The 12,642-nt window shown below is 44.1% G+C and carries 11 protein-coding genes; 9 read left to right on the plus strand and 2 right to left on the minus strand.

Annotated features, from left to right (window positions below; translation table 11 throughout):
* The first annotated feature begins 85 nt into the window (after nt 1-85).
* The 4 genes from prfC to ACSLBF_RS03140 all read left to right on the plus strand — a co-directional run bounded on the left by prfC (nt 86) and on the right by ACSLBF_RS03140 (nt 4,997).
* Nucleotides 86-1,675, plus strand: a complete 1,590-nt coding sequence (gene prfC, locus ACSLBF_RS03125; protein ID WP_440055162.1) for a peptide chain release factor 3 — start codon at nt 86-88, stop codon at nt 1,673-1,675.
* Nucleotides 1,676-1,699: 24 nt separating this feature from the next.
* On the plus strand, nt 1,700-3,442 hold the full coding sequence (gene argS / locus ACSLBF_RS03130; RefSeq protein ID WP_440055163.1) for an arginine--tRNA ligase: 1,743 nt from the start codon (nt 1,700-1,702) through the stop codon (nt 3,440-3,442).
* Between the two features lie 142 nt (nt 3,443-3,584).
* Nucleotides 3,585-4,223, plus strand: coding sequence for a pyridoxamine 5'-phosphate oxidase (gene pdxH, locus ACSLBF_RS03135; protein ID WP_440055164.1), 639 nt, complete (start codon nt 3,585-3,587; stop codon nt 4,221-4,223).
* Between the two features lie 9 nt (nt 4,224-4,232).
* Entirely contained in the window at nt 4,233-4,997 is a 765-nt protein-coding gene (locus ACSLBF_RS03140; RefSeq protein ID WP_440055165.1) for a TatD family hydrolase, read from the plus strand.
* Nucleotides 4,998-5,006: 9 nt separating this feature from the next.
* Here the strand turns inward: ACSLBF_RS03140 and ACSLBF_RS03145 are convergent, their stop codons facing one another.
* Complete coding sequence (locus tag ACSLBF_RS03145) at nt 5,007-5,765, minus strand: thioesterase II family protein (RefSeq protein WP_440055166.1); 759 nt, start codon at nt 5,763-5,765, stop codon at nt 5,007-5,009.
* 93 nt (nt 5,766-5,858) lie between these two features.
* Nucleotides 5,859-6,500, minus strand: coding sequence for an AhpA/YtjB family protein (locus ACSLBF_RS03150; RefSeq protein WP_440055167.1), 642 nt, complete (start codon nt 6,498-6,500; stop codon nt 5,859-5,861).
* Nucleotides 6,501-6,576: 76 nt separating this feature from the next.
* Between ACSLBF_RS03150 and serB the strand changes: the two genes are divergently transcribed.
* The 5 genes from serB (at nt 6,577) to aceE (ending at nt 12,640) form a co-directional block, all read left to right on the plus strand.
* On the plus strand, nt 6,577-7,566 hold the full coding sequence (gene serB, locus ACSLBF_RS03155; RefSeq protein WP_440055168.1) for a phosphoserine phosphatase SerB: 990 nt from the start codon (nt 6,577-6,579) through the stop codon (nt 7,564-7,566).
* 74 nt (nt 7,567-7,640) lie between these two features.
* The gene (locus ACSLBF_RS03160) at nt 7,641-8,387 is read left to right on the plus strand and encodes a substrate-binding periplasmic protein (RefSeq protein ID WP_440055169.1); all 747 of its coding nucleotides are present in this window, start codon (nt 7,641-7,643) and stop codon (nt 8,385-8,387) included.
* Between the two features lie 213 nt (nt 8,388-8,600).
* Entirely contained in the window at nt 8,601-8,756 is a 156-nt protein-coding gene (locus ACSLBF_RS03165; protein WP_440055170.1) for a hypothetical protein, read from the plus strand.
* Nucleotides 8,757-9,172: 416 nt separating this feature from the next.
* Nucleotides 9,173-9,922: a pyruvate dehydrogenase complex transcriptional repressor PdhR gene (gene pdhR, locus ACSLBF_RS03170; protein ID WP_440055171.1), complete on the plus strand. Its 750-nt coding sequence runs from the start codon at nt 9,173-9,175 to the stop codon at nt 9,920-9,922.
* A gap of 51 nt (nt 9,923-9,973) precedes the next feature.
* Nucleotides 9,974-12,640: a pyruvate dehydrogenase (acetyl-transferring), homodimeric type gene (gene aceE / locus ACSLBF_RS03175; protein ID WP_440055172.1), complete on the plus strand. Its 2,667-nt coding sequence runs from the start codon at nt 9,974-9,976 to the stop codon at nt 12,638-12,640.
* Nucleotides 12,641-12,642 lie beyond the last annotated feature (2 nt).

A 12,642-nucleotide genomic window follows, 5' to 3' on the forward strand; every position in this document is an offset into this window, starting at 1 on the left:
ATGACGGATTGACAGTGGGCGCCGATTACGTGGCGTATCTAGCAAAAAAGACTCAGTCCGTACACCAACTCAAAGACACTTTTTAATGGCTGACCAAAAATTTCTTGACGAAATCAACAAGCGAAGGACCTTTGCTATCATCTCTCACCCGGATGCGGGTAAAACCACCATCACTGAAAAGGTACTACTTTTCGGAAAGGCGTTACAAAAAGCCGGTACAGTAAAAGGCCGTGGGTCTAATCAGCACGCGAAATCTGACTGGATGGAAATGGAAAAAGAACGTGGTATCTCTGTAACCACCTCGGTAATGCAGTTTCCATATAACCATGCTTTGGTAAACCTGCTGGATACCCCGGGACACGAAGATTTCTCGGAAGATACCTATCGTACCTTGACCGCAGTGGATTCATGTTTGATGGTAATTGACGCGGCAAAGGGTGTTGAGGATCGTACTCGTAAATTAATGGAAGTAACACGTCTTCGTGATACGCCGATCGTCACCTTTATGAACAAATTGGACCGTGATATTCGTGATCCAATGGAACTGATGGACGAAGTTGAAACTGAGCTAAACATCATGTGTGCGCCGGTTACTTGGCCTATCGGTTGTGGTAAAGAGTTCAAAGGGGTTTATCACATTCACCGTGACGAGACCATTTTGTACCAAACGGGTCAAGGCCACACCATTCAAGAAACGCGTATCGTAAAAGGCTTGGATAACCCAGAACTTGATGCGGCGGTTGGTGAAAGCCTTGCAGAACAATTACGTGAAGAGCTTGAACTGGTTATTGGTGCGTCGCACGAGTTTGACAAAAATCTATTCTTGTCAGGTGAGCTAACGCCAGTGTTCTTTGGTACAGCATTGGGTAACTTTGGTGTGGATCATATGTTGGATGGTCTGACCGAGTGGGCCCCTTCGCCTATGCCTCGTCAAACCGAAGAGCGTGAAGTGACCGCAGAAGAAGAAAAGTTCTCAGGCTTTGTGTTTAAGATCCAAGCCAACATGGACCCTAAACACCGAGACCGTATTGCCTTTATGCGTATCGTATCCGGTAAGTACACCCAAGGCATGAAAATGAACCATGTGCGTATTGGCAAGCAGGTTAGCATTGCTGATGCGGTCACCTTTATGGCGGGTGATCGTGAGCGAGCACAAGAAGCGTTCGCGGGTGACATTATTGGTTTACACAACCACGGCACCATCCAAATCGGTGATACGTTTACACAAGGCGAATCATTGAAATTCAGTGGTATTCCTAACTTCGCACCTGAGCTATTCCGTCGTATTCGTTTAAAAGATCCGCTAAAACAAAAGCAATTGCTAAAAGGTCTGGTACAGCTGTCTGAAGAAGGCGCGGTACAAGTATTTAGACCACTTGCTAACAATGACCTAATTGTTGGCGCGGTTGGTGTGCTGCAGTTTGACGTGGTTGTTGCACGTCTTAAGTCTGAGTACAACGTGGATGCAATTTATGAAAGCGTAAACGTACAGACTGCTCGTTGGGTAAGTTGTGACGACGAGAAGAAAATGGCTGAATTCCGCCGCAAGTGTGAGCAAAACTTGGCATTAGACGGTGGTGATAACCTGACTTATATCGCGCCAAGCCGAGTAAACCTGAACTTATCGATGGAGCGTTATCCTGAAGTGAAGTTCAACCACACTCGTGAACATTAATCGCTGCGCATTAAAGGAAAACAGATGAATATCAAAAGTATTTTAATTGAAAAAGCCAACGCAGCGATGCTGGCGGCTGGCATCCCTGAAGGTACGAACCCTGCGGTAACGCAAAGCACTCGTCCACAGTTTGGTGATTACCAAATTAACGGTGCCATGGGCGCTGCAAAAGCACTTAAAACCAATCCAAGAGAGCTGGCGCAGAAGATTATCGATAACTTAGCGCTTGACGATATCGCTGCACAGACTGAAATTGCAGGCCCTGGTTTTATTAATATCCATTTGAAACCAGAATTCTTAGCTACAAGCCTACAAGCGGCAAACCAAGATGCCAAATTAGGTGTGTCTGAGCATCAGCCAGCGAAAAAGGTAGTGGTTGATTACTCCTCACCAAACCTAGCGAAAGAGATGCACGTGGGTCATTTGCGTTCATCGATTATTGGTGATTCCGTGGTACGTGCTCTTGAATTCCGTGGCGACACGGTGATCCGCCAAAATCACATGGGTGATTGGGGCACGCAGTTTGGTATGCTGATTGCGCACCTTGAAGACTTGTTAAACCAAGGTGTTGACCTAGAAAACGTCGCGCTTGCGGATCTTGAAAGCTTCTACCGTGATGCGAAAAAGCGTTTCGACGATGAAGAAGGCTTTGCCGACAAAGCACGTGACTACGTAGTGAAACTACAAGGTGGTGATGCGCATTGTAAAAAGCTATGGCAAATGTTTATCGACACCTCAGTGAAACACTCAGAAGAAGTTTATGAAAAGCTAAACGTGACGTTAACCCGTGACGATATCATGGCTGAAAGTGCATATAACGACCGTTTAGGTGGTGTCATTGAGCTGCTTAAATCAAAAGGCATTGCGGTTGAAGACCAAGGTGCACAAGTAGTGTTCCTTGATGAGCTTGCAAACAAAGACGGTGAACCGTCGGTGTTTATTGTACAAAAGTCAGGTGGTGGATTCTTATATTCAACGACCGATTTAGCGGCTTGTGATTATCGCTCAAACGAACTAGATGTTGACCGCATTTTAATTTTTGTTGATGCACGTCAGGGCTTACACTTCAACCAAGTGGAAATCACTGCACGCAAAGCCGGTTTACTGAAAGACAAAACGTCGTATGAGCCAAGCCTGTTTGGTACCATGATGGGGGAAGATGGTAAACCATTCAAAACCCGTACTGGCGGTACAGTAAAACTTGCCGATTTGCTTGATGAAGCGGTAAGCCGCGCTAGTGAGAAGCTTGCCGATCGCGCAACTGAGCTGAGCGAAGAAGCTCGCCAAGAAATCGCCCGTAAAGTAGGGATTGGCGCAGTGAAATATGCGGATCTGTCTAAGCACCGTACCAGCGATTACATCTTTAACTGGGATACTATGCTGAGCTTTGAAGGCGCAACCGCTCCGTATCTTCAGTACGCGTATACGCGTGTGCGCAGTATCTTCAGAAAGGCTGATGTAAGCAGTGAAGCGCTAGCAGGGCAAATCAATATTGATGCGCCACAAGAAAAAACCCTTGCGCTTAAGCTACTACAGTTTGAAGAAGTGTTAGATCTAATGATCAACGAAGCAACGCCACACGTATTATGTGGATACCTGTATGAGCTGGCGAGCTTGTATATGACGTTCTACGAAGCATGCCCAATTCTAAAAGATGATGTGGCAGCGGATGTACGTGACAGTCGTTTGTTACTTTGTAACTTAGTGGCGAACACACTTCGCACTGGCTTAGACCTGCTTGGTATCGAAGTAATGGAACAAATGTAATCACTAGCGATTTAAAACTGTTCTTATGTTCTCAATATGAGGATAATAAAAGCCGCCATTGTGCGGCTTTTTGCTATGGTTTGTAATATCAATTGGTATTAATGCAATTGGCATATAAAGAAGGATTGTGGGGGAACACAATATGAAGCTTGAAGATATTCGTCGAGAATATAATAAAGATGGATTGCGCAGAGAAATGCTTAAAGACAGTCCATTTGCGCAGTTTGATTTATGGTTACAGCAGGCCATTGATGCCAAGTTTTCAGATCCAACCGCGATGGTGGTTGCAACGGTTGACGAACATGGTCAGCCTTCACAGCGCATTGTGTTGTTGAAACAAGCGGATGAAAACGGCTTTGTATTTTTCACCAACACAGGCTCTAGAAAAGCCAAAGAGCTTAAACAAAACAATAAAATTTGCCTGCACTTTCCGTGGCATGAAATTGAACGTCAGGTGATTGTCTATGGCGAAGCTCAACCGCTGCCAACTAGTCGGGTTGCCAAATACTTTTTATCCAGACCAAAAGAAAGCCAATTAGCTGCATGGGCTTCGCAACAATCGCGTCCGGTATCATCCAGAAATGCCTTATTACAGACCTTTGCAGGCATGAAAGAAAAGTTCGCCAAAGGAGAAATCCCACTGCCTGATTTTTGGGGCGGCTACTGTGTGGTGCCCAGCAAAATCGAGTTTTGGCAAGGTGGTGAACATCGACTGCATGACCGTTTTATGTATATTAGGCAAGCAGATAACAGCTGGGTTATTGAGCGCTTAAATCCGTGATTAATCACCATGCAATTTATCGACAGTCACTGTCATCTTGATTTTGATGAGCTGCGCGAGCAGCTTAGTGAACATCTTGCTGCTGCAAAGCTGGCCGGCGTTGAGCATTTTGTTGTCCCTGGAGTCACATTTAAACAGTCGCAGGCGCTGCTAGGATTTGCCAAATCACATTCAAGTTGCAGTATTGCTGCAGGGCTTCATCCCTACTTTATAGAACAACATGAGCAGCAACATATTGCTCGATTAGCCACATTGATAAAAGATAACCCGAGTCGGTTTTGTGCCATTGGTGAGTGTGGTATCGATGCGACTTGTGGACAATTAACGTGGCAAATCGAGTTATTCAAAGCCCATGTGGAGTTGAGCAACCAGTTTGCGCTGCCTTTGATTGTTCATCACCGTAAAAGTCATCATTTAATTGCGCAGGTTTTTAAGCAAGTTAGGCCGAAGTTCGGTGGGGTTATCCATGCTTTCTCTGGTTCGTTTCAACAAGCGCAGTATTACATTGAGCTAGGCTTCAAGCTAGGGGTAGGTGGAACGATCACTTATCCTAGAGGCGCAAAAACCGCGGAAGTTTTTTCGCAATTGCCGCTAGACAGTTTGGTGTTAGAAACAGATGCGCCGTCTATGCCGGTATTTGGTTATCAAGGAAAACCGAATACGCCTGCGCACATAGCGACGATTTTTGAAGTTTTGTGTGACAATAGAATCGAGAGTAAAGAGGAGATTGAACAGGTTATTTTTGCTACCACAATCAATCTCTTCAACCTTTAAAGCGTAGCTTTATACCATCAGAGCGACATCTTCCGGCTTCTGTACTAGCTGCTTATTAATCATTTCGATCATGCTTGGATAGTGTTGATTGATAAAAAAGTGCCCGCCCTCGAATTCAGTAACATCGATAGGGTGATGCGTTAACTCTTGCCATGCTTGAATCTGCTCTACGGTGGTTTTATCTTGTTTGCCATCAAACACATGGATTGGCACAGGTAAGGTTTTGATATTGGCTCGGTAGGTATCAGCAACCTTAAAGTCAGCTCTTATTAAAGGTATCAAAAACTCCATTAGCTCTTTGTTTTCAAGTACTTCTTTGGGGGTGCCATTAAGTGTTTTTAGCTCATCCAAAAACTCATCATGTGGCAGGTCATAAATCGACTTTGAAGTGGAAGAGGTGTGCGGAGCGCGGCTGCCTGAAGCAAATAGTTTAATCGGAAGCGGTTTTCCTTGCTGTAATAACTGCACAGTCAATTCGTACATTACTCGGCTTCCTAAGCTATGGCCAAAAAAGGCGTAAGGCTTACCGCCAAAATGAGATTGATAACTTAAAAGCTCGGCGATGATATCTTCCATATTGTCGTGAGCTTCTTCTGCAAGGCGCGCACCACGACCGGGGAGCTGGATAACAATCAGTTCAATATCTGAGTGGACAAGGTTATTCCAAGGCATAAAAGCTGTCGGTGAACCGCCAGCATAGGGAAAACAGAATAAACGTAACTTGGCGTTTGGGTTTGGTTTGGGTGTATAAAAAAGCTTGCTAGTCATGATCCTTGGCACAGATTGCTATTTTTCATTATGCTATCAAATTTTTTACAATAGTTGCATTGCTAATTTTTGATTATTTAAAGAACAAAGAGCTTATTCATCTTCGCTTTTACTGCGCTTGCGTATTTTTCTTTTCACTTCCCAGCGTGTTAATGCTCGGCCTATTTGCCAAGTAAACAGCATAGTGATCACTAGCATAAGTAATACAGCACGACCTAACTCATGAAAATGCTGGTGACTTTGGGACATTGCAGCTTCGGTCAGGTAAATCATGGAAACAAAACCCAGCGGTTGCCCCTGCGGATCATAAACCGGCTCCGAAATTACGTTTTTCATTTTACTGAGACCTGGCAAGGTTGCCGGTAGATCTTGGTATTCAACAGTGGCTTGGCTGCCGTCGTTACCGATAATAAATTGTCCTTTGTTGTTATAAATTGCCACTTGTAACACAAATTCATCGGTTGCTAAGTGGTTAGCTAAAGCAGCTAATCTTGGCGTGTCGATTCGAGACAGTGGAAAAGCCACGTTAAGCGCGAACTGTTTGGTGAGGCTTCGGGCGGTATGATCAGCGCCATTATGCAGCAGCTTGTGTGATTGGAAGCTGGTATTGAAAGCAAGCCATGTGAGCATCACCATACAGATTGCAGCTAAGCACAATCTTAGTAATCTTCTCGCTTGTGAGGAGCGAAGTAGCTCGATGGTTTGATGATTTTTCATTGCTGTTGCTAATTTCATATTTTTCATCAGCGGATTTGCTGACACTAATCCCTAATCGTGTTAAAACCCTGATAACGCTATCAAGGAGCTTTACATGCCGTCAATTAACGAGCTTACACTCGCACAACCTTCTCAGTGGTTTCTTATTGAGACTAGCACAACTACCGCAAAAACAAGTACTTTACCCAAATCGTTTGAGCGCTTTGTGGTCTTTTTCAGCGATAGCTATGCCCAGCTGCCAGTCAACAGGTTAATTGATTTATTAGCTCAGGAGTTGAGTGCGCCTTTTTATATTTGCCAATATCAAGCAGAGGAATGTCTTCCTTTGGCATTAGCAATCGCTTTAGATAAAAGCGATTCACTCAGCAAGTCACAAATCCGAGATATTGCTGCGCAGTTTGATGTACAAGGTGCGATTTTAGAAAAGCCTCCAACATTGGATAACCCCGGTTTGTTAGTGATGGATATGGACTCCACGGCGATTCAAATTGAATGTATCGACGAAATTGCGCGCTTAGCAGGTCGCTATGATGAAGTAGCCTCTGTAACCGCTCAAGCTATGGCTGGAGAGTTATCATTCGCTGAAAGTTTACATCGTAGAGTAAAGTCACTAGCGGGGGTACCGCTTTCTCAAATTCAAGGTTTGAAAGATAGCTTACCATTAATGCCGGGTATTCAAGCGCTTTGCCAAGTATTAAAACAGCATGGCTGGCACTTAGCTATCGCTTCTGGCGGGTTTACTTGGTTTGCCGAAGCACTAATTGAACCACTGCAACTTAACGATGTGTTTGCCAATACCTTAGAAGTTAAAAATGACCAACTAACTGGAAACGTGTTGGGTGATGTCGTGGATGCCAATAAAAAAGCACAAGTGCTAGTGCAACTGGCCGAGAAGTACCATATCCCTGCCGAACAAACCGTGGCTATTGGCGATGGCGCAAATGATTTAGTGATGATGAGTAAAGCTCAGCTTGGTGTCGCCGTGCACGGTAAACCCAAAGTGGTTGAGCAAGCCGATGCTGCGATTTGTAGAGGGTCGTTATTACAGCTGGTTTATTTACTGCAATTACCACGGCAAGTGTAAGATACCAAGAATGAATTTTCTTGACTCTAAGCTGTTGTCTATAATTATTTAATTAAACCGCCTAAGGGCTGACGATGAAAACGATTTTGGCTCTGTTCTTTTTACTTAGTTTGCAAGCCTTAGCGACCCAAACACCGACTCAGGTGTTTATTACCACGGGTCAGTGGCCACCTTATATGGATCAAACTCAACAGGACCAAGGCTGCGTGGCGGCGGTAATTCGGGATGCCTTTGCACTGTCGGATATTGAAGTTAGGTTTATCTTTATGCCTTGGGAGCGCGCCTATCAAGAAGGCATGAAACAGGATTATATTGGCAGCGCCTATTGGTATTTCAGCGAACAGCGCAGTCGTGATTATATCTACACTAAACAGCCGCTAACAGAAGAAGTGAGCCGGTTTTATCACCTCAAAGATCTGCCTTTTAATTATACTAGCCACAAAGACCTCAAACCCTACTTGTTGCTACTCAATAAAGGCTTAACCTACCCGGAAGAGCTCATCGAAGCCATAGAGCAACTAGACCTCGATGTGACTTATTCCCCTTATACCAGCAAAAATATCGCACTCATTTTAAGACGCCGCGCGGATGTAACGGTACTTGCAGAAAACACCGCGCAATCGTTTATGCGCGCACTGCCTAAAGAAGAAGCTGAAAAAATCACCGCGCAACAAACCCCTGCCTTTATTCGAAAGGGCTATTTGCTGATAAATAAACATGGTAGCGATTACGCGCAGGTTTTTGATGAAGGGGTCAGCAAGCTTTGGGGCAATGCTGAATATGTTGAAAAGCATCTGGCACGCTGTGCTTCTAGGTTGTAGTCGCGGGAAAGTTTGTACCTTTAATAAATTTCAAGAACCCGCGAAACCACTAACTATCAGCCTTTCGTTAAGCTATTAATAATTCTCATTTTACAATGTGAAAAGGGTGTGGAAATTTATAACTTCCAAAACTGTGGTGCTATTTATAAGTCGGGAATATAAGTGGCGTTTTAGTTTGGAATATCTCCCTTAATTAATAGTAATCAAGGAATTATGATGAAACTAAATATCAAAAAGAAAAACTTAAAATCACTACATAATAATCAACTAGTACAGCAAAAAACAGCACAAGTGGCAGGTGCAACAGCGGCGCCACCAACTTATTCAGTGCTTAAAGAAGCGTGTTTATGGACAGTTAAATACTGCTAATTAAAAGGCCGAAAGGCCTTCACTTAACCTTTTTCATATTGACAAAAAATCCACAACATATTGATACTCTGTATAAAGTCATAGTGACTACTGTGAAGCCTTTTTCACATTCACCAATAGGTTTTCTAAAGCTAACTTAGGAAGCATAGGAAAGTCTCCTACCTTATCTGGTCTGACCATTTGATTCCGCATTCAAATAACTCAAGCTAATGACTAAAGTTTATTCTCTAATTCAGTCATTTTTGTGAACATTATTTATTCGTTTGGCGTTGATTTTTGACAGCTGTAGTTGATTTTGATAACGTATGGTGAAAATTTGGTATGACCAATTTACCTAACTGGTCAATGCTTACTAAGTTTGAACAGTAGAAGTCAGTTGTCTGGCTAGGTCGCACGTAAAAAATGGCGTTTTTTCAATGTCTTTAAAGATAAAAGCAGCAAAATTATCCGATGTAATTCTTGAGCAGTTAGAGAATATGATCCTCGAAGGCTCTTTGTTACCCGGAGAAAGGTTGCCGCCAGAGCGCGAACTTGCCAAGCAGTTTGAAGTATCCAGGCCGTCACTAAGAGAAGCCATTCAAAAGTTAGAAGCGAAAGGCTTAGTGACGCGTCGCCAAGGCGGTGGCACTTTTGTAAAAAATCAAATGGAAGAGGGCCTCACTGATCCGTTGTTTGAATTGATCAGTAAACACCCTGAATCACAATTTGACTTACTTGAGTTTCGTCATGCGCTTGAAGGGATCGCAGCGTATTACGCGGCACTTCGTGGTACTGATAATGACTTTGAAAAGGTTAAACATAGCTTTGAGAACATTGCCGAAGTTGGTGATGATTTGAGCTTAAAAGCAAGGGCCATAAACGCATTCCATTTTGCTGTGGCTGAGGCATCACATAATGTTGTGCTGCTTCACTTGGTAAAAGGCATGCAGTCGTTGCTTGAGCAAAACGTATTACAGAACTTAACGGTGCTGGTACAAAAATCAGACGTAAGCGAACAGCTGGGCGCACATCGCAAATTACTCCTTGATGCAGTGATTAATGGCAACCCAGAAGAAGCTAGGCTCGCCAGTAATGCGCACTTAGCGTTTATTGAAGAAGCGCTACTGGAAGCGGGCAAAGAACGTTCTCGTATTGAGCGTTCATTACGTCGTACTAAGCAACAGTAAGTATTGAACTGATAGCATAAATTAGCATTTTAAACATAAGGAACACTCCGTATGTCTGAAGTCAATAAAATTGACGTAGACGCGTTAGAAACCCAAGAATGGTTACAAGCGCTTGAGTCAGTAGTAAAAGAAGAGGGCGTAGAGCGTGCGCAATTCTTGTTAGAACAAGTTTTAGAGCAAGCGCGTCTTGATGGCGTAGATATGCCAACAGGCACTACGACTAACTATGTCAACACGATCCCGGCGGATCAAGAACCTGCATATCCGGGTGATGTAAATCTTGAGCGTCGTATTCGTTCAATTATCCGTTGGAATGCGATTATGATTGTTCTTCGCGCGTCGAAGAAAGATCTTGAGCTGGGCGGACATATGGCATCCTACCAGTCATCTGCGGCATTTTATGAAATGTGTTTTAACCATTTCTTCCGTGCGCCGAATGAAAAAGACGGCGGTGACTTGGTGTACTACCAAGGTCATATTTCACCGGGTATTTATGCTCGTGCATTTGTTGAAGGCCGTTTAACTGCTGAGCAGCTTGACAATTTCCGTCAAGAAGTGGATGGCAAAGGTTTATCTTCGTACCCTCACCCGAAATTAATGCCTGAATTCTGGCAATTCCCTACCGTATCTATGGGTCTTGGTCCTATTGCCTCTATTTACCAAGCGCGTTTCTTGAAATACCTAGATGGTCGTGGCTTAAAAGACACTTCAGAGCAACGTGTTTATGCGTTCCTAGGTGACGGTGAAATGGATGAGCCAGAATCACGTGGTGCTATTTCATTTGCTGCCCGTGAGAAGCTAGACAACCTGTGTTACCTAATCAACTGTAACCTACAGCGCCTAGATGGCCCAGTAATGGGTAACGGTAAAATCATTCAAGAGCTAGAAGGCCTATTCAAAGGCGCTGGCTGGAACGTGATCAAAGTAGTTTGGGGATCTGGTTGGGACAAACTACTGGCTAAAGACACCACAGGTAAACTACTTCAGCTGATGAACGAAACGGTTGATGGTGATTACCAAACTTATAAAGCAAAAGACGGTGGCTATGTGCGTGAGCACTTCTTTGGTCGTTACCCAGAAACAGCAGCACTTGTTGCAGACATGACTGACGAAGAAATCTTTGCCCTTAAGCGTGGTGGTCATGAGCCATCGAAGCTATTCGCAGCATTTAAAGCGGCGCAAGAAACCAAAGGTCGTCCAACGGTTATCCTAGCTAAGACGGTTAAAGGTTACGGTATGGGTGAAGCGGCGGAAGGCAAAAACATCGCCCACCAAGTTAAAAAAATGGACATGACGCATGTTGAGCACTTACGTTCACGTCTTGGTCTTGAAGACTTGGTATCGGATGAGCAAATTAAAGACCTACCATACCTAACGCTAGAAGAAGGCTCTAAAGAGTACGAATATCTTCACGCTCGCCGTAATGCATTACATGGTTACACACCTAAGCGTTTACCAAACTTCACGCAAGCGTTAACACTACCAGAAGTAGATGCATTTAAGCCGCTACTTGAAGAGCAAAAGCGTGATATTTCTACGACGATGGCATACGTTCGTGCACTAAATATCTTATTGAAAGATAAAAATATTGGCCAAAACATTGTGCCAATTATTGCCGACGAAGCACGTACTTTTGGTATGGAAGGTTTGTTCCGTCAAATCGGTATTTATAACCCGCATGGTCAGAATTACACGCCGCAAGACCGCGATATCGTTTCTTACTATAAAGAAGCAACGTCAGGTCAGGTGCTGCAAGAAGGTATCAACGAGTTAGGTGCTATGTCTTCATGGGTTGCTGCGGCAACGTCTTATAGCACTAACGATTTACCAATGATCCCGTTCTATATCTACTACTCAATGTTTGGTTTCCAACGTGTAGGTGATATGGCGTGGATGGCGGGTGATCAGCAAGCTCGTGGTTTCTTACTAGGTGCAACGGCTGGTCGTACAACGCTAAATGGTGAAGGTCTACAGCACGAAGACGGTCATTCACACATTCAAGCCGGTACTATTCCTAACTGTATTTCTTACGACCCAACATTTGCATACGAAGTGGCAGTACTTCTGCAAGACGGTATTCGTCGCATGTACGGTCCAGAGCAAGAAAATGTGTTCTATTACCTAACGCTAATGAACGAAAACTATCATCACCCAGCTATGCCGGAAGGTGCTGAAGAAGGTATTCGTAAAGGTATCTACAAGCTAGAAAGCTACACCGGTGATAAAGCACAAGTACAGCTAATGGGCTCAGGTACTATCTTGAACGAAGTACGTAAAGCAGCACAGATCCTAAGCGACGATTATGGCGTTGCATCGGACGTGTTCTCAGTGACTTCATTCAATGAGCTAGCGCGTGATGGTCAAGACGCTGAGCGCTTTAACATGCTTAATCCTGACGCAGAGCAAAAAGTACCTTACATTTCAACGGTACTTGGCGAAGCGCCGGCAATTGCGGCAACAGACTACATGAAGAGCTACGCAGACCAAGTTCGCGCGTTTGTACCAAATGTTTCATACAAGGTATTGGGTACTGACGGTTACGGTCGTTCAGACAGCCGTGAAAACCTACGTCGTCACTTTGAAGTGAACGCAGGTTATGTTGTGGTTGCTGCGCTTAGCGAGCTAGTTAAGCAAGGCAAAGTTGAAAAATCAGTTGTAGTTGAAGCGATTAAAAAATTCGATATCGACGCAACTAAAACCAATCCACTATACGCATAAGA

This window comes from Pseudoalteromonas sp. T1lg65 (assembly GCF_051930985.1).
GTDB lineage: Bacteria > Pseudomonadota > Gammaproteobacteria > Enterobacterales > Alteromonadaceae > Pseudoalteromonas.